At 60.4% G+C, this 18,255-nt stretch carries 18 protein-coding genes; 6 read left to right on the top strand and 12 right to left on the bottom strand.

Going from position 1 to position 18,255, the window contains the following annotated elements; genetic code table 11:
* Window position 1: 1 nt before the first annotated feature.
* Window positions 2-658 carry a 50S ribosomal protein L3 gene (gene rplC / locus GM668_RS16345; RefSeq protein ID WP_155440034.1) on the bottom strand — a complete coding sequence of 219 codons (657 nt, stop codon included), beginning with the start codon at window positions 656-658 and terminating at the stop codon, window positions 2-4.
* Window positions 659-902: 244 nt separating this feature from the next.
* On the opposite strand from rplC, the gene GM668_RS16340 reads away from it, so the two are divergent.
* The gene (locus tag GM668_RS16340) at window positions 903-1,682 is read left to right on the top strand and encodes a hypothetical protein (protein WP_155440033.1); all 780 of its coding nucleotides are present in this window, start codon (window positions 903-905) and stop codon (window positions 1,680-1,682) included.
* A gap of 96 nt (window positions 1,683-1,778) precedes the next feature.
* Here the strand turns inward: GM668_RS16340 and creD are convergent, their stop codons facing one another.
* The 3 genes from creD to creB form a co-directional block, all read right to left on the bottom strand.
* Window positions 1,779-3,182, bottom strand: coding sequence for a cell envelope integrity protein CreD (gene creD, locus GM668_RS16335; RefSeq protein ID WP_155440032.1), 1,404 nt, complete (start codon window positions 3,180-3,182; stop codon window positions 1,779-1,781).
* Between the two features lie 113 nt (window positions 3,183-3,295).
* Entirely contained in the window at window positions 3,296-4,792 is a 1,497-nt protein-coding gene (gene creC / locus GM668_RS16330) for a two-component system sensor histidine kinase CreC (RefSeq protein WP_155440031.1), read from the bottom strand.
* Window positions 4,789-5,472, bottom strand: coding sequence for a two-component system response regulator CreB (gene creB / locus GM668_RS16325; RefSeq protein ID WP_155440030.1), 684 nt, complete (start codon window positions 5,470-5,472; stop codon window positions 4,789-4,791). The genes creC and creB overlap by 4 nt, the downstream gene beginning before the upstream one ends.
* Before the next feature lie 123 nt (window positions 5,473-5,595).
* Between creB and GM668_RS16320 the strand changes: the two genes are divergently transcribed.
* The gene (locus GM668_RS16320) at window positions 5,596-6,315 is read left to right on the top strand and encodes a helix-turn-helix transcriptional regulator (protein ID WP_155440029.1); all 720 of its coding nucleotides are present in this window, start codon (window positions 5,596-5,598) and stop codon (window positions 6,313-6,315) included.
* 90 nt (window positions 6,316-6,405) lie between these two features.
* On the opposite strand, the gene GM668_RS16315 is transcribed toward GM668_RS16320, so the two are convergent.
* From GM668_RS16315 to GM668_RS31760, 8 genes are all read right to left on the bottom strand, one after another.
* On the bottom strand, window positions 6,406-6,582 hold the full coding sequence (locus GM668_RS16315; protein WP_155440027.1) for a hypothetical protein: 177 nt from the start codon (window positions 6,580-6,582) through the stop codon (window positions 6,406-6,408).
* Between the two features lie 50 nt (window positions 6,583-6,632).
* Window positions 6,633-6,809, bottom strand: a complete 177-nt coding sequence (locus tag GM668_RS16310; RefSeq protein ID WP_155440028.1) for a hypothetical protein — start codon at window positions 6,807-6,809, stop codon at window positions 6,633-6,635.
* A 50-nt stretch (window positions 6,810-6,859) separates the two neighbouring features.
* Complete coding sequence (locus GM668_RS16305) at window positions 6,860-7,036, bottom strand: hypothetical protein (protein ID WP_155440027.1); 177 nt, start codon at window positions 7,034-7,036, stop codon at window positions 6,860-6,862.
* Window positions 7,037-7,410: 374 nt separating this feature from the next.
* Complete coding sequence (locus GM668_RS16300) at window positions 7,411-7,620, bottom strand: hypothetical protein (protein WP_155440026.1); 210 nt, start codon at window positions 7,618-7,620, stop codon at window positions 7,411-7,413.
* Window positions 7,621-7,669: 49 nt separating this feature from the next.
* Window positions 7,670-9,811 carry a peptidase domain-containing ABC transporter gene (locus GM668_RS16295; protein ID WP_155440025.1) on the bottom strand — a complete coding sequence of 714 codons (2,142 nt, stop codon included), beginning with the start codon at window positions 9,809-9,811 and terminating at the stop codon, window positions 7,670-7,672.
* A 25-nt stretch (window positions 9,812-9,836) separates the two neighbouring features.
* Window positions 9,837-11,153 (bottom strand): HlyD family secretion protein, encoded by a 1,317-nt coding sequence (locus GM668_RS16290; protein WP_155440024.1) that lies wholly within the window; start codon window positions 11,151-11,153, stop codon window positions 9,837-9,839.
* Window position 11,154: 1 nt separating this feature from the next.
* The gene (gene lanKC / locus GM668_RS16285) at window positions 11,155-13,857 is read right to left on the bottom strand and encodes a class III lanthionine synthetase LanKC (protein ID WP_155440023.1); all 2,703 of its coding nucleotides are present in this window, start codon (window positions 13,855-13,857) and stop codon (window positions 11,155-11,157) included.
* 64 nt (window positions 13,858-13,921) lie between these two features.
* Window positions 13,922-14,221 (bottom strand): helix-turn-helix domain-containing protein, encoded by a 300-nt coding sequence (locus GM668_RS31760; protein ID WP_371868712.1) that lies wholly within the window; start codon window positions 14,219-14,221, stop codon window positions 13,922-13,924.
* 158 nt (window positions 14,222-14,379) lie between these two features.
* Between GM668_RS31760 and GM668_RS16280 the strand changes: the two genes are divergently transcribed.
* From GM668_RS16280 to GM668_RS16265, 4 genes are all read left to right on the top strand, one after another.
* Window positions 14,380-14,976, top strand: a complete 597-nt coding sequence (locus GM668_RS16280; protein ID WP_155440022.1) for an acyl-homoserine-lactone synthase — start codon at window positions 14,380-14,382, stop codon at window positions 14,974-14,976.
* A gap of 79 nt (window positions 14,977-15,055) precedes the next feature.
* Complete coding sequence (locus GM668_RS16275; protein ID WP_155440021.1) at window positions 15,056-15,631, top strand: acyl-homoserine-lactone synthase; 576 nt, start codon at window positions 15,056-15,058, stop codon at window positions 15,629-15,631.
* 53 nt (window positions 15,632-15,684) lie between these two features.
* The gene (locus GM668_RS16270) at window positions 15,685-17,631 is read left to right on the top strand and encodes a serine hydrolase (protein WP_155440020.1); all 1,947 of its coding nucleotides are present in this window, start codon (window positions 15,685-15,687) and stop codon (window positions 17,629-17,631) included.
* A gap of 86 nt (window positions 17,632-17,717) precedes the next feature.
* The coding region (locus tag GM668_RS16265; protein WP_308506824.1) for an IS1/IS1595 family N-terminal zinc-binding domain-containing protein at window positions 17,718-18,255 on the top strand (538 nt) is incomplete at its 3' end.

Below are 18,255 nucleotides of genomic sequence, written 5' to 3'. Positions count from 1 at the left end.
ATTAAGCCCCTTTCTTTGCTTTAACTTTAACAGCAGGCGACACGACAACTTGGCCGTTTTTCGCGCCTGGTACGGCACCTTTCACCAGCAGCAGCTGACGGTCGGCGTCGATACGAGCGATTTCCAGGTTCTGGGTGGTAACAGTAACGTCACCCATGTGACCGGTCATGCGCTTGCCTGGGAACACGCGGCCTGGGTCCTGCGCCATACCGATCGAGCCTGGTACGTTGTGCGAACGCGAGTTACCGTGGGTTTGGCGGCCAGAAGCGAAGTTGTGGCGCTTGATGGTACCGGCGTAGCCTTTACCGATGCTCGTGCCCTGAACGTCGATCTTTTGACCAACTTCGAACAGCGAAGCAGCGATAACTTCGCCAGCTTTCAATTCTGCGGCTTTAGCAGCGTCAACGCGGAACTCTTTCAACAGAGTACCAGCTTCAACACCAGCTTTAGCATAGTGACCGGCAGCTGCTTTAGTCACGCGGGAAGCGCGACGCTGACCGAAGACAACCTGAACAGCGGAGTAACCGTCAACTTCAGGGGTTTTGATTTGCGCAACACGGTTGTTCGACACGTCCAGCACGGTGACAGGAATCGAATCCCCGTCATCGGTGAAGATACGCATCATACCAACCTTGCGACCGAGGAGGCCAAGGCTCATATTTTCTCCAATTCCACCTACGATTGGGTGGAGTCTATTGAACTACTAAAAATGGTATGAACAAAAAAGACGATTCCATACCGAAGCCAGCTAGTGTACTGTGATTTGACCCTTGACGCAACAGCTTTGTACGAGGTATGTCAATTAATTTCCTGGCCGGTTGGTACTAGCAGAGTTAACAGGGGAAACGTTGCAATAATTACTTCATGATGACGGCTCCACAACCACATATCGGTCCGACACCATGCACAACGAGAACCTGCAACTGGTCGCACAGCTCACCCGTCAAAACCGCTTGCTGAAAGGCTTGCTGGCCACTGCCGGCGCCTCTTTGGCGCTGATTGCACTGACCGGCGCCACCACCGCCAACCAGCCGGCCAAGTTCACGGAAATCGATGTCGAGCGCATCAATATCGTGACGCCCGATGGCAAAAAAGACATCGTCATCGCCAACCGGAACCGCCTCCCCTTGCCTGTCATCGACGGCAAAATGGCGGCAAGCGGACGGGGTGAACGGCCCGGCCTGATTTTCTATAACACGGCGGGCGATGAGAACGGCGGCCTGATTTTCGACGGCAAGCTCGATGACAAAGGCAAGCCGCAATCGGGCATGCATTTCTCGATGGACCGTTTTGGCGGCGACCAGCAACTGTCGCTGGGCCACTATGAGAACGGCGGCGTGATGGAAACCGGGCTGAAAGTGTATGACCGGGGCCTGGCGCGCGACTATGAGCCGCTGTATGCAGCCTATGAAAAAGCCGCGCCCGGCCCGGAAAAAGACGCCCTGCTGCAAAAATGGAAAGATGCGGGAGGCCAGCAAACCAGCCGCATGTTTGTCGGCCGCACCCGGGGCCAGTCGTCGGCCGTGATCCTGGCCGACGCCAAAGGCCGTGCACGCATCATGATGATGGTCAGCCCGGATGGCAAGGCATCGCTGGAATTCCGCGATGACGAGGGCAAGGTGATCCAGCGCCTGCCGCAGGAAGCAAAAGTGGCGCAAGCCGACACCCCTGCCGCCAAATAAGCCGGCCTGCGCCACCGCCACCTGCCGGGGCAAATGGGTATGGCCCCGAAAGCCATCTGGCCGCCAGCGCCGGCATCAGCAGGTCGCCGGCATGCATCATGGCTGCCGCGCTTCGGGTTGCACATCCTGTGTACCGCTCCCCAGCTGGTACCAGTCCACCTTGCGGGTCGCAACCATGATGGCGGCCAGCACGGCAAACAACAGGATGGCGCCCATTACCAGAGCGTTATCTTCCGAGCAAAGCAGGCCATACAGCGCGCCATACAACAGGGTCAGCGCGCCACCGAACGCAAAGCCGCGGCGGCGGTTGTACAGCACATGCGCCAGGTAATAGCCGATCAATCCGATGCATCCGATGCTGGCCGCGCAATACGCCAAGACAAACGGGAAGTGTTCAGACAGCGCCAGCAGCAACAGGAAGAACAGCGCCAGCGACAAGCCCACCAGGGCGTACTGCACGGGGTGGATTGGCAAGCTTTTCAAAATTTCAAATACGAAGAAGGCGGCAAACGTCAGCGCCACGAACAGCAAGCCATATTTGGTGGCGCGCCCCGCCAGGCTGTACGTATTCACAGGCTCGGCCAGCGCGACGGAAAAGCGGTCCGGCGCACTGGCGGCGGGGGCGCCATTGGCCTGCGCCGTGGCAGCCGCAGTCTCCGCGCGCCCTTCCCAATTGTTGGCCGCCATGTTCAGCAATTCCTGGCGCACATTGGCCGCCAGCGACGGCACGCGCCACGTGGCGGCAAAGCCGGCATCGGAAATCTCCCGCTTTTCAGGCAGGAAGCGGCCATTGAACTGAGGATGCGGCCAGTCCGATTTCAACGTCACGACATTGTTCTTGCCAACCGGGATAAACGACAGGCGCTCCATGCCCGCCAGGTTCAGCGCAAACGCAAACGACGCCGTGCCGCCTTCCAGCACTGCCGGCCCCAGCTTTGCGTGCAAGCCCCGCTTGTAGGCGCCAAGGCGGGCATCCTGGGCAAACTCCACCGTGGCGCCAGCCCATTGCAATTGCGGGATGTCGCGCAATCCCCGTACATCCTCGATCGGCAACGCCAGATAGGGCTGCCCGGCCGCCACGCGCGCATCTTTGGCGCGCGGCAAGTCCGCCTCCACCGGTAACGCAAAACTGCCGGAAAACTGATGCTGGCCGTTATACACCAGCACTTCGTGGATACCCCGGTGGCGGCGCTCCGTACCGATGCTGCCCGTCACCAGCAAATCATCCGGGAACACCAGGTGATGGCGCTGCACTGTATTGGTGGTGATTTTGACCTTGCCCTCCGCCGTGGTTTCACGCACATCCACTTCTTCCGTGTACGGCACCACCAGCACGGGGCCCGTCACCGTCTGTTCGCCCACGGAGTCACTGGCAATACTGGCCACTGCCTCCTGGCGGTAAGACATGCGGCTGGCCACGGTATTCTCAATCATCATCAGCGGGACGCCGAGCAACAGCATCAGCACGATGATCATTCCAATTTTTTTAAACAGTTGCATGGCGCATTCCTCGGGTTGCAATGCGGCCAGTGTAGAAAGTCAGCGTGCGGGGATGATGTGGGCTGTATGCGCTGAATGTGCTGCATGTGTGGTGTGCGTGGCGCCGGTATTTGTCACAACGCCAGTGGCAATGGCAACACCAGTTCCGCACAGCAGCCGCCGCGACGTGCATTGGCGACTTTGACTTCGCCACCATGCAGCGCCGCCACTTCGCGCACAAAAGGCAAGCCCAGCCCGGTGCTCTTGGCCCCGTCCGGGCGCGGCAGCGAATAGAATCGCTCGAACAGGCGCTCTTGCGCATAGGCCGGAATGCCCGGCCCGCTGTCACAGACCGCAATGACCGCCTGCCCGTCACGCCGCTCCGGCAGGATGCGGATGACACTGCCTACCGGCGCAAAACCAATCGCATTATCCAGCAGGTTGCCGAGCGCCTGGCGCAACAGCAACGCATCGCCTTCGACCACGAGCGGGACTGCGTCCGCGCCGGCGTCAAGGCCAGGACCGGAACCGGCCTTGCCGTCGCCATCGCCACCCGCATCCCCCATTGCCAGCCTGACGCCACGCGCCGCCAGCGCGCCTGCGAAATCACCGGCAACCGCCGCGCACAGTGCCCGCAACTCCACCGGCGCCGCCTGCTCCAGCCGCTGTTGCTGCTCCACCCGCACCAGGGCCAGCAACTTGTCGATCAACTGCTTTTGGCGCGTATTCTGCTCCAGGATATTGGCCAGGAAACGCTGCCGCTCCCCATCCGGCATCGGCTCCTGCAACAACTCGGCGGACACCTGGATCGCGGCAATGGGCGACTTCAATTCATGGGCCAGCGTGTGCATCAGCCGCTCCGCATACTCCTTGCCCTCCAGCCTGGAGCGCATGGCTTCCAGCGCCTGTCCCAGGGTGGCGATTTCATTGTTGCCCAGGCGCGGCAGCGCCGCCTTGCGTCCCGCCTCCACGTCCGCCACATAATCCATCAGGCGCCGCAGTGCACGCGCCAGCCACCATGCGAATGCAATGCCCACCAGCAGCGACAGCACGAGCAGGGCGATGCCCCAGCGCATGATGATGCGCTGGCCACGCTCGATAAACGCTTGCACGCTGGCATTCGGCTTGGCCACTGTCAGCACGCCGATAATGCGGCTGCGGTCAGCAGGATCGAGGATGGGGGCCGCCACGTGCATGACGGTGCTGTTTTCATTGTTCGGGTCAGACCGGGTGCTGCGCACGCCATACTTGCCGCGCAAGGTCAGGTACACATCATTCCAGCGCGAGTAATCCTTGCCGACATCCGCGCCGGTGGTATCGAACAGCACGATGCCCCGCGCATCGGTAATGTAGACACGGTAGTCAAGATGCTGCTTGGCGATGCCATTGATGCGCGCCGTCACGCTGCGCCGCGCATATTCGCGCATGCGGGGCGCGATTTCCGTCAGTGCGCCGCCCTTGACGTCGGGCGCCGCCATTTCCGCCAGCAGGTGCGCGGTATCGACCAGCGTATCTTCCTGCGACGCCCGCACGCCCGGCTTGACTTCATCCACAGCCACATTCAGCAGGAACCAGGCGGACAGCCCGACAATCAGGAAGTACCCCAGCAGGATGCGCAGGCCGATTTTCATGGGGTGACGCTGTAGCCCATGCCCCGGTGCGTCTGGATCGGGTCCGCCTCCGGATCGATGGCGCGCAATTTGGCCCGCAGCGAGCGGATATGGCCATCGACCGTGCGGTCCAGGGTTTCGGGCGCATCGGCCCACACGCGGTCCATCAATTGCGCGCGCGACAGCACATGGCCCGGATGTTCAATCAGTGTTTTCAACAGCAGGTATTCGTAGCGGGTCAGGTCCAGCAACTGGGCGCGGAACAGGATGCGCGCTTCCTGCGCGCGCAACTCGAAACCGGCGGGGATGGCGGCTGCATGCAAGCGTGGCGGTGGATTTAAGCGGCGCAAGATCACCCGGACGCGCGCCACCAGCTCGCGCGGAGAAAAGGGTTTCGTCACATAGTCGTCGGCACCGATTTCCAGTCCGACGATGCGATCGATTTCATCACTGCGGGCCGTCAGGAAAATCACTGGCGCATCGGAAAACTGGCGCAGACGGCGGCACACGTCCAGCCCGGAGATATCCGGCAAGCCGATATCGAGCACCACCAGATCCGGCGGCGCTGCGCCACGCATGATGTCCAGCGCCGTTTCACCCAAGGCCACATGCCGGGGCACATACCCCTCCGTCCGCAGCGCATAGGTAATGCCATCCGCGATGGCAGCTTCATCTTCGACAACCAGAATTGTGAGCGGCATATTAAAAATTTCACACTTTTTCAACAAATCGGCACAAGTGCAAAAGTTGCATTGCGTCAAATCATACTATTTTGCTACTTTATGCGTGTTGCATAAAAATTCACAACATACCTGCTACTGACAATGGTCCGCTTACAAAATTTGCTGGAACTGTTTAATGCGCAATCCGCCACCGAATGGCGCACCACCCTGCTGGACATCGGCCAGGAGCTTGGCTTCGAACACACGCTGTTCGGCATCGTTCCCAACCGCGCAACGCCGCTCGAATCATCCTTCCTGGTCAGTAACTACCCGGAGCAGTGGCGCGCCACTTACGATGCACAGCGCCTGCATGCAGTCGATCCAACCGTGGGCCATTGCCTGTCGCGCACCATGCCCATTATTTGGGAACCTACCACCTTCCATGGCAACGACCAGAATGAATTTTATGAGCAGGCTTGCAGCTATGGCCTGCGCTCCGGCATCACGTTGCCGATCCATGGCAGCCAGGGTGAATTCGGCCTCATGAGTTTTGTGGCGTCGGGACGCCATCATGCCGCTAACGGCGATGCTTTGGAAGCGCTGTCATCACTGTCGCTGCTGCGCGATTACGCAGTGGAGTCATCGCGCAAATTTGCCCAGACCGAGCACAAACAGCAAGCGGTCCAGCTGACCGGGAAAGAATTGGAATGCCTGAAGTGGGTTGCAGCGGGAAAATCGTCGTGGGAAGTGTCACGCATACTTGGGCGCTCCGAGGCCACCATCAACTTCCACATGGCGAATATCATGCGCAAGTTCGACGTGCAGACGCGCCAGCAGGCGGTGGTGAAGGCAATCAAACAGGGGGTGGTGGTTCCAGCCTGATCATGTTCCGGAACCGCCGTGCGATTCCGGAGCTGGTGCAGCCTTTGCAGCCGCTGGCCGCACTCCGTGCAGCCAGCGCACTGACTACTATCAGCAGCCGGAGCTCATGGTGCTCCATTCATTTGGCGCAGGCTGGCGGCAGTCGCGGCTCATGGTGCTCCACGAGTCCAACTCGCCCGCATCGCCTGCGCCGCCGTCCACATTGTCCAGCTCTTGCAGGTCCAGCACTTTGGATTGGGTGTCTTCTACTTTGATGTCGTTTTTCATGGTGTAATCCTTCAAAAGAAATAATCGTTCAGTAAGCTGCAGAGCCTGTCTTAGCAACCAGAGCTCATGGTGCTCCATTCATTTGGCGCAGGCGCGCGGCAGTCGCGGCTCATGGTGCTCCATGCGTCCAATTCGCCCGCATCGCCTGCCCCGCCGTCCACATTGTCCAGCTCTTGCAGGTCCAGCACTTTGGATTGGGTGTCTTCTACTTTGATGTCGTTTTTCATGGTGTAATCCTTCAAAAGAAAAAATGGTTCAGCAAGCTGCAAAGCCTGTCTTAGCAACCGGAGCTCATGGTGCTCCATTCATTGGGCGCAGGCTGGCGGCAGTCCCGGCTCATGGTGCTCCACGAGTCCAATTCGCCCGCATCGCCTGCGCCGCCGTCCACATTGTCCAGCTCCTGCAGGTCCAGTACTTTGGATTGGGTGTCTTCTACTTTGATGTCGTTCTTCATATGCGTCTCCTTTGGTGGTTGAATGTCGCTACTTTGTGTGTCGACAGAAGCAGTCTATGCCTGCATAAACCGCCGCGGTACTGGTAGAACTAAGAGTTGACGCAGCCCGCCCAAGCACCGCGCAACGCGCATATAAAAGCGCAGTTCCTGGACAGGCACGGTCACGCAATCGCAAGCACCATTTAAGCGGGCAAGACGGCACGCAACAGCAAACGGCAAATGGAAGGTGAACCAGCAGGAGGGCAATGCGGTGAAGCCGGTGAAGTGACTGATACGGCAGAAATGATTTGCGGGAGCTGAACTCCCGCAAGGTGGTGTTGAAAGACTTCGCAGGCGCTGCCGATCCGCGCCTGGAGCGGCGTCCTGCAGGCGCTTTATAAAGGCGCCGTGATGCCAAAGAACATGGCCGTGTCGTGACGGTATGGCTGCGCCTGGCATTGCAAACTCAACGTGCTCCATCCAGGTTCGTCCTGTCCCTGTCCAATGTCCCCCCAAAGGGCCGCGGCCATCCCCGCCTCGACCGCCTCAAGTTCGTGCAATTCCAGCACCTGCATCTGTGTATTGGTGGTATTCATTTTGTTCATGTTTTTATGCCTGTATAAATGTGAATGAGGAAAATGCTGTACCACGCAATCAAGCACGGCGTTCCATCGATGCGGACGACAGCGTATCGCTGGCGACCTGGCCTTTGGCCATGACAATGATGCGCTCCGCCATCGCGATTGTTTCCGGCCTGTGCGCCACAATAATGCGGGTCAGGGCCGCCTGCCTGATCGCCGCATTGACAGCGCGCTCGTTGGCCACATCCAGGTGGCTGGTCGCTTCGTCCAATACCAGCACCTTGGGATTCTTGTACAACGCGCGCGCCAGCAAGATCCGCTGTTTCTGGCCGCCGGACAAGCCGCTGCCGATATCACCCACCAAGGTGTTATATGCCATCGGCATTGCCATGATGTCTTTTTCGATGGCGGCAAGGCGGGCACAGGTTTGAATCCGCATCATGTCCGGCGTCGGGGAAAAGAAGCAGATATTCTCCGCGACCGATCCGGCAAACAGGCCATCGTCCTGCATCACCGTTCCCACCAGGGTCCGATAATTGGACATGCCCAGTTTGCGTAACTCAAATCCCCCCACCAGGATCTCGCCCTCGGTCGGCTCCAGTAGGCCCAGCAGCAGTTTCATCAGTGTCGTCTTGCCGCTGCCGGATGCACCGGTAATGGCAATGCATTGCCCAGCCTCGATGCGCAAGTTCATACCTTGCAGGATATAGGGCTCGCTGTCGGCATAACGGAATGACAGGTTACGCACTTCCACCACCGGCTCGATCGTATCTGGGTCAACCTCCGCCAGGGCGGCATCTTCTTCCGCATCGCTCATGACGATATCGGCCACGCGTTCACCATGCAGATGCAGCATGCGGAACTCGAATAATTTATCGATCATGTTGGACATCCGCTGGCTGAACTGGTCCTTGTAGCTGATGAAGGCAAACAGCATGCCGACCGACAGCTTATTGTCGAGCACAAGGACAGCCGCCAGCCAGATCACCAATACCCGCTCGGCGCTGAACAACAGGGTATTGGCCGTCTCGTAGGATACCGACAGGCGGGAAACCCGCAGCTCGGCATTGAACTGGTCAGCCAGCTTGTTCATCCAGCCGGCACGGCGCTCGTCGGCACGGCCGAACAGGCGCACGCTTTGCACGCCCCGCACCGATTCCATGAAATGCTGCTGTTGTTTGGCGGAGTGCACGATCTGCTCCGCCGTTGCATTTTTCAGCGCATGGTAAATCGACCAGCGCAAGGCCAGGTACAGCGATACGGCAATGGCGGCGACACCGGCCAGCGTGGCACTGTACATCAGCATCATGCCCAGTGTGCCCAGTACCAGTACCCCATCAATCGCACCTTCAACAAATTGCGTCGTCAGGCGCCGCTGGATAGTCTGGATCGACCCAAACCGCGACACAATGTCACCGGTATTGCGCTTCTCGAAGTACGGCAGCGGCAACTTCATGAGGTGGGTAAACGCGTTGCTCAGCCATTGGAAGTTGAGGTCCGTCGACAGCACGGTGGTCATCCATGACCGGACGCCGCCAATCGCTGTCTGCACCACGACCAGCAACAGAAAGCCAATACCGAGCACGGTGGTCATGTCATAGTCGGCCGCCAGCAATGCTTCGTCGATGATCCACTGCATGTAAAACGGCGCGATCAACGCACAGACTTGCAGCGCAAGGCCAAGTATCACCAGCCGCGCCATGCCGCTTTTCAGGCCCGTTACGCGCCCCATCAATGACAATAGCGAGTAATGCTGCTTCTCCACGCGCTTTTCAAAACCATCGGCAGGTGACAGCTCCAGGGCCACCCCGGTAAAGTAATTCGCGAATTCATCGAGGCGGAGCGAGCGCTCGCCGATGGCCGGGTCATGGATGACGGCACGGGCCGGCGACACCGACTTGAGCACCACGAAGTGGTTCATATTCCAATGCAAGATGCATGGCAGCTTCAATTCGGACAGGTTGTGCATCTCCAGCTTCAAGGCGCGGGCGCGCAACCCCATCCCGCCGGCAATCGCCACCACGCCGCGCAGCGTAGCGCCCTTGACGGAAATGGCAAAGCGCCGGCGCAAGCTGGCCAGGTCCACGTCATAGCCCCAATAGCCGGCAATCATGCCCAGGCTGGCCAGGCCGCACTCGGCGGACTCGGTCTGCAGCAGCACAGGCAATTGCCGCTCCCGCAGGAATGACAGATTCAGAAAGGGAAATAAATTCATACGTTCATGCCTCCACTTCAGATGCTCATACTCGGCCACTGATACTGAACAAGGGTTCCAGCACCCATTCATAAAGGCGGCGCTTTTCCAGCATGATGCTGGCGTCGAGCAACATGCCCGACTTCAGAGACACTTCTTTTCCATAGGCCGTGACAGCCTGGCGTTCCAGCTTCAAACGGATGCGGTACATGGGTTCGCCCCTGCCTGCCGCGGCTATCCCCGACGGCAGTTCTTCCGGCGGCACCGACGTGTGTGTCACATCCAGCACCGTCGCGGCATGCTGGCCAAATTTCTGGTACGGATAAGCCTGGTAGCGCAACAGGACCGGCATGCCAGGCTTGACGAATCCTACCGAGCGGGACGGCGCATAGATTTCAGCTTCCAGCCGTGCGCCGGACGGCAGCAGTGATGCCAGCACAGCGTTAGCGCCCACTGTTTGTCCCGGGTTCGCGGCAATGGCCGTCACCACGCCATCCTGTGGCGCGCGCACGATGATTTCACGGCGCGCCTCGTTTTCCGCCAGGTCTTGCTCGAGCGACGCCATATTGCGCTGCAAGCCCCTGGCCTCGCGCTCTTCCATCTCACGCAGTTCCAGCAATTCCGCCTGGGCGGCTGCTATTTCTCGCTGCTTCCCCAGGTGCAAACGCTGCAGATCTCCCAAGCGCTGGCGCTGATCGATCAACTCGGCCTGTTTATCCTGCAATTGCGCAGCAGAGATATAGCTGGTGGCATGCAGGTCGCGGTAACGGCTATACGCTTGTTCGGCCAGCGTCACACGCTGTTGCTGCAGCGTGACCTGGTCGCCCAGGCGGGCAGCTTCCGTTTGCAAGTCGGCATTGCGCTGATTGGCCAACGCCAGCCGCCGCTGCAGGCTCTGTGCCGATTGCGCCAATTCCTGCGCATAGCTCTCGTGGCGGCTTTGCAGCAGCTTGGTGACCACCGATTCCGTCGAACCAACCGCACCGGTAGTCCGCTCGGACGTCAGGACAAACATGACATCGCCCTGGCGCACCTGCTGGCCCTCACGCACGCGCTGCTCGGCAATCAAACCACCTTTCCCTGACTGGATTCCCAGCACACCGATATCAGGCCGCAGCACCCCTTGGCAGTGCGCTTTCCGCGTAGTGCTGAACAATGCAAGAAACGCCAGCAAGCCTGCACCGATTGCCACGCCGACGCCAGTCAGCACACGATGGCTCAGCGGACTGGCCAACAATACCGTGCCATATTGCTTAGTACGGTGAAAATCGATCGCCTGCTGCCGGTATAGCTGCCGCACTTTATCTTCGCTGCGGCTGGCGCCTTCAGCGGGCCCGCCCTGCAATGCCGGTTGATCGTGCATATCACTGTCCCTCCCGCACGCCGGCGGCAAGCAGGCTGTCCAGCATGAAATCGAAACTGCCGCCGCCGTGCAGCAGACGATGGAGGAACAAGGCAATGCCGGCGGAGCCTTCCGCGTAATCGGTAATCAGCTTGCCTTCATCAAGGCCCGGGAAAATGCACCCGCCATCCCGTTCAATACGGAATAACTTGATCCCTTGCGCCACGCGGTGCGCCAGCGCCTGGCAGTGTTTGTCGTCCAGGAATTCAGCGGCATCGAGTAAAAAGGCGCCCAGCCCAGCCAGACCGTCATGCAAGCCGGGCACGACCGTGTACTTTTGCGCCACCGCCGCCTTGATGCGCACTGCGATATCCCGGTAACGATGGTTGCCGGTCACGGCGTAGTAACGCAGCACCACGCATCCGACACCGGCGCTCCCCTCCGCAAGGTAAGGCAGCAAAATGCTCGAGCCGGCGCCGGAGCGGCGGGGGAAGCCCAGCGAACCGCCCACTTCGCGGCCACAAGCCAGATCGAATGCCAGGCCACGCTCCCCTGTTTCCAGGTAGCGGGCTTCGCGGGTAGCGCACCAGGCGTACAGCAGGAACAGCGCAATGCCGCTGGCCCCTTGCTGGAGACCGACCGCCGCGCCCTGGCTTGCATAGGGATCCTCCCATGCCACGCCATGCTCATGCGTGATGGCCGTATCACACAGGATGTCGGCAATCTTGCGGGCCTGAACCAGATACGCCGGGTCCCGTGTGCGTTCCCAAAAGTAGAGGTTGGCCATCCCATATCCGCTGGCGCCAAAACCCAGCGACATGTTGCCGAACAAGTGGCGGTGCATGCCAGCCGCCTGCATTGCTGCTTGCGCCTGTTTATCCATGCCCAGCTCCGACAGTATCCAGGCCGAGCCGGCCAGGCCATTGGACATGCCCGGACTGGCGGCCGACGGCTGCCAGTGGCGCTCGATCCATGCGCGGAACTCAGGCGGAATGCCGCCACGTACTTTGTGCCAGGCATAAGCGACACCCAGCATGCCGCGGTCAGGCGCCAGCGGGTTGTTCATTTTCGGGCCGGACGGCAGCATGCGCGCGCTCTGGCTGACATCCATGACATTCTGGTTGTAATCGAAGATTTGCTTCAGCATCACGCTGCAGAACTCAATATCGGGCTCTGCTGCAAGCTGTTCCAGCGACCATCCTGCGACAGCCGGCAATTCCACAGCGCGTAACATCGCCGCGCATTGCGCCAGGTCGGCATCGGCGCGGGTCAGCAAATGCTGCATGCAATCGCCATAGGCTTGCGGCAAACCGCTGGCGATACGGACATCTTCGAAGTAGGCGCGCGCGAAGTCTTCGTTGATCTGGTTGACGGTAGGATTGGGCGCCACCAGCGCCAGCAGCATATTGCCCAACGCGTAGTAGTCATCCGCGAAGCTGATATGGTCGCGCTCCATACGCGACATGCGCCCGTAACCCGGCGTAAACATATTGGTCGGCGCGTCAACGCCAGGCTCAAAAGCTCCTTCGAAATCAATCAGATTCAGTGCCAGCGTATCAGCATCAATGATCAGGTTATTGGCGGACAGGTCGCCGAATACAATGTTGTGACGGTGCAGGATCGCCACCATGTCGATCAACCGCGCGGCAATGTGCAAGACTTGTCCGCGCCACACACGTACCTTTTCCGCGTCCGCGTGACTGTGGATCAGCGGGTTGTTCGCGACAGTCCATTGGCGCAATGTCTTGCCGGGCACCATTTCCTGGGCATAAAAAACATGCTGCCATTCCTGGAACAGCTTGTACGCCTTGGGAGCAATGCCTTCGCCGGCGATTTTGGACAACATGCGATGCTCTTTGCGCAGCCGGCAAATGTTATCCACGCCATGCTTGTCGATCCCGATGAACGGACGCGCTTCCTTGATGATGACTGGCTCGCCGGTCTCTATTTGTTCCCCCAGGTAGACGCCGCCGGCGTTGGAATGCTTGATCACGCCCTTGATGCGGTATTCGCCGCCGAATATTGCCGTCTTGCGGGTATCCCCGTTGCGCGCGGCCGGCGCCGCCGGCGCCAGCGCATCGTTGACAAACGATGGCAAGCGGAACTGGGGCGCACGGATGTCTTCCATATACTGGTAGTGTTCATCCAGGATGCACAGCTTGACTGTGCCTTTCACATCCATTTCGGGCAGTGCGGTGAAGCCGCCATAGCGGTAATGCAGCACTTGCGAATCAAGGTAGCGCCGGTCTGACAACACATACGGCCCGGTCTCATCCTTCAGCAGCGGGTAGAGTTCTTCGAGCAACTGACGGAACATGGCTTCGCTGTGCGGATAAATGGTGATGAATTTACCGCTCGACTGGCGCCCGCATATCTTGGACAGCAATTGGCGCAAAATCTTTTCATCGCTGGCAAACTTGAACTCGACGTGATGCGCCAGGCAGACCGGCATGACTTTGCTCAGGATGCGCTTGGCCGAAGATGGCGTAGCCGAGATGTGGATTTTCCACCCTTGCACCGGATGACGGCTGCCCGGGCCAATCAACTGCGTCCAAAAACTGCCGACATGCAAACGCCACATGCCGGGCATCAGTGCGGTGGCGCAGTCATGGTATTCCCGCGATGGGACATACGCAGACTGGGGCTGGTAGATGTGCGGATCGATAGGCGGCTCGGCGCCGGAGGCGGCAGGAGCCAGGTGCATCGTATTTGCCGGTGCGTTCATAAACGTTTTCCCAGATTCTGTGGTTGATACTGCGGATTGGTTGGTACAGATCGACAATTGCAGTCTAGAGATGCGCGCATCGCTCCACTACTCGCAGCGCTGGGAGTTGACAGCTGTGGACGTTTCGGATAAGCGCCCCTACCGCAAGCAAATCACGGTCGCTGATGTGCATGCCGATGTACAGCCGCAACAGCAATACCACCGGCTCGGGGATGTCGCAGCCTTGCTCATAACGGCTGCCTTGTGGCTGCGTCACGCCAAAGCGCGACCAGAATGCGGTTTGGTTTTCGCATTGGTGGCGCCTCAGCCATCGCAGCTGGTCGGGGAATGGTAACGATGTAAATGATGAAGGTATGCGGCTCATAGGCGATCCGTACAGGTGAAAAAAAGCCATGACTCGCATGGCGGCTTTTTTCAGACTAGCAGTCCGTTGCGCCGCAGATACCTAGCAGATCTGCTAGTTGCCCGCTTATACGGCATGCATAAACTTGGCGCCATTGTTCACCACACCCCGGAGCCGCCATGCAACTGTCCGTCCAAGTCGCCCCCCGCAAAGCATTTCCTCAATCCGACCTGTACGCCATGCACCGCCTGCGCGCCAAGGTGTTCAGCGACCGCAAGGGCTGGCAAGTGCCCGTCATGAGCGGGATGGAGATCGATGGCTACGACGCGCTCGAACCGCATTACATGCTGTTGCGCGAAGCCGATGGCTTGCTGCGCGGCTGCTGGCGGCTGCTGCCGACTGATGGTCCGTATATGTTGAAAAATACGTTCCCGCAATTGCTGCATGGCGAAGCGGCGCCATGCGCGCCCGACGTCTGGGAATTGAGCCGCTTTGCGATGGAAAATGGCGGCCAGCCGGGTTTTGGCTTTTCCGGCGTGGCGCTGCAATCCGTGTGTGAAATCATCCGCTTCGGCCACCAGCAGGGCATCCGCGAATATGTGACCGTGACCACCACGTCGGTGGAACGCATGCTGGTACGGGCCGGCGTGGCGTTGCGCCGTTTCGGCCCGGCGCTGGAAGTCGGTGTGGAGACCGCGGTGGCGATCCGCGTCGACATCGCGGCCTCGATGGCGGCGTTGGGCCTCGACACTAGTAACTTGCACACACGACACTAACAAAACTACTAGTACCCCGCTTATGCGAATTGCATAAAAATGGCTCCAACAACACCACAACACCTAAAGGAGACCAGCCATGCAATTGACCGTCGAAATCGCCGCCCGCAATGCCATCGCCAAGCCTGACCTGTTCGCCATGCACCGGTTGCGCGCCAAGGTCTTCAGCGACCGCAAGCGCTGGGAAGTGCCTATCCTGGGTGACATGGAAATCGACGGCTACGATGCCATCGATCCGTATTACATGCTGATGCGGGGTGAACAGGGCGTGGTGCGGGGATGCTGGCGCCTGCTGCCGACCGACGGCCCATATATGCTGAAAGATACCTTCCCTGAATACCTGCATGGCCAGGCAGCGCCGCAAGATCCGCACATCTGGGAATTGAGCCGCTTCGCAATCGAAAGCGGTGGGGAACAGGCGTTTGGTTTTTCGCAGGCGGCCATGCAGTCCATCAAGGAAATCATCCGCTACGGCCATGAACACGGCATTGCCCACTATGTCACGGTGACTGCTACCGCAATTGAACGCATGCTCAAGCGCGCCGGTGTGGTTACCCGCCGCATGGGTCCGCCGGTCAGCGCTGACGGGGAAACTGCCGTCGCCATCTACGTCGATATTGGCCCGTCGATGCAAGCGATGCACCTGCTGAACTGACCGGCATAAAAATTCAGTTAAGCTATCCTTCCTAGGCTTCCCTGGAGAACAACTTGCGCCGTCCCATTCTGCTGACCGTCCTTCCCTTGCTGCTCACTTCCGTGGTACGCGCAGCTCCCATCCTCGATACGCCACCCGATCAGCTGGCGCGCGATGTGCTTGGGAACCTGCCCGGCAGCGCCGCTGTCGGAGTGCTGCGCCACGGCGCCGAGGCATATGGATCAGCCGGCCCCGCCGGACCGGATGCCGCATTTGAAATTGGCTCGATCAGCAAGGTGTTTACCGGCTTACTGGTGGCGCAAGCCGTTGAACACGGTGATTTGGCGCTGGACGATAAGCTGGGAGCGCTGCTGCCGGCCCGGTTACCCTCACCCGTGGCGGCAATCACGCTGCGGCAGCTGCTCACGCATACGGCCTGCCTGACGGAATTCCCCGGCGACCTGAAACTGGGCCCCGACCTGACGCGCCCCTTCCCTGCTTATTCCCGCGCCAAGTTATGGGCGGCGCTGGCGCGCACGCGGCTGCCGCAGGCGGCGCCGTGCGAACCCCGCTACAGCAATACCGGTTTTGCCGTACTGGGCGAATTGCTGGCGCAGCGCTATAACAAACCGTGGGCCACGCTGGTGCGCGAACGCATCACGCAGCCGCTCGGCATGGACAATACGTTTGTGCTGGCGACGGCCGGCTCAAGGAAGCTGGCGCCAGGCTACCTGCAGCAGCGGCCCGCCGCGCATTGGAATTCATATGTTTTCAACAGTGCAGGCGGCTTGTACTCCACCACGGCCGACATGCTGCGCTTCAGCGGCGCCATGCTGGCGGGGCGCAATGGTCCATTGGGCGCCGCAGCGGAACGGGTATTACAGCCGCTGGGCCGGTATGGCGGCGACCAGATCGGTTACGCAGTGTTCATGCGTGGCCCGGAAGGCCACCGCACCTACAGCCATAACGGCCGCACGGGAGGTTATGCCAGCAACTGGACTATCGCGCCAAAAACCGGCGATGCGCTGATTGTCCTGGCCGGGAATGCCGATGCGCGACCGGACCAGTTATTGCACGCGCTGTACGAGGAACGCTATCCATTGCCGCCCGCGCAGGCCGGCGTCACGGCCACGCCACCCTCTCAACTGGCGGGCGTGTACCGCGCCGCCGGCAATATGTCGTTCACGTTCGTGGAACAGGACGGACGATTGTATGGCCGCCTGACAGGCCAGCCATTCAGCCCGCTGACGCCCTATGCCACGGATAGTTATGCGCTGCCGGACGCCGGCGCAGAATTCGCGTTTATCCGTGAGGGAGGACGCATCACGTCCGTCGTGCTGCGCCAGCGGGGCAGCGAGACGCCGGCCCGGCGCACGGACCAGGCGCCGCCACCGTCTGCATGGCAGGCCGACGTGACGCAGGATGCCTATGGCGGCAATTACCATGGCGCAGACGCCAAAGGCAAACCGGTTCACCTCACCGTGCAGGCGCAAGCGGCGCAATTGTCCGTGGCGCTGGCCGGCGGCGCGCCGCCGCTGCATCTCTTCCCGGATCCGTCGCACCCCGGCCGCTATATGGCAGATACGCGGCCATTGGCATTGACGTTCGAGCGCAATGCCGATGGCGCCGCCACGGCGCTGTTGCTGGAGCAGAAAGGCAAGACCGTGCGCGCCATCCGGGCCGCGACTCCCCTGCCGCCGCTTGATGCGGTGCCGATTTATCTGCGGGGCAGCATGAATGACTGGGGCGCCGTCACCAGGCTGGCGCCGGCCGGCAACAGCGCCTATTCCGTCACGGTGCCCCTGGCGGCTGGCAGCCATGTCTTCAAGGTGGCGTCGGAAGACTGGAAAACAGTGGATCTGGGCAGCACCGGCATGGATGCCTCGGTCGGCGACAGCGCGCCGCATGTGGTCGGCATAGCGGGAGAAAACATGACGTTATCCGTGCAGCAAGCTGGCGATTATTGCTTCACGCTGTCGGCCGCCAATGGGCGCCTGACGTTGTCTGTGCGCCGACTGTAAAACAAAAGGCTCTGTCCGCGTTAATCGTGGAACTTTCCCATCGGCGTCCGGTCCAAGGAATCACATCCCGGGATTGGAGACGTATCATGGAAATGCAAGCCTTTGGATTATTGCTGACGCAGCTATCGGCATTGACGGCGCACCAGTGCGCGCAAGTGCAGGCTTGCCTGGGGCTGGAGGCGCCGCAGCCGCCGGTGGGGCGTTTGCTTGACCAGGCGGCCCAGCCGCAACTGTGCTGCCCGCGCTGCCATGCCACGCGCTGGTACCGGCATGGCCGCGAGAGCGGCCTGCAGCGCTACCGCTGCCGCGCCAGCTTCCGCTGGCGCCACCGTTTCCTGGCGTTGCCCCGCACCGACCGCGCGCCGCTGCTGCACGGCATTGCCGAGGCCGATGAAATGTTCTTGCTGGAATCGCAGAAGGGATCGCGCCACCTGACGCGCCCGGCGCGCCGCCGTGGCGGCAAGGCGCACTGGCGCGGCATTTCACATGAACAAGTGTGCATCCTGGTAGCGCGCGACCGCAACGGCCGCACGCTGGACTATGTGACCGGCCGCGGGCCGCTCACCAAAACCAGCCTGCACCGCTGCCTGCGCCCGGCGCTTGATCCCGACATCCTGCTGGTGA

The sequence above is a fragment of the Pseudoduganella ginsengisoli genome (genome assembly GCF_009720865.1).
Lineage (GTDB): Bacteria > Pseudomonadota > Gammaproteobacteria > Burkholderiales > Burkholderiaceae_D > Rugamonas > Rugamonas ginsengisoli.
Note: the sequence above shows the minus strand (reverse complement) of the source record. Positions and strands in the feature narration are given on the sequence as shown.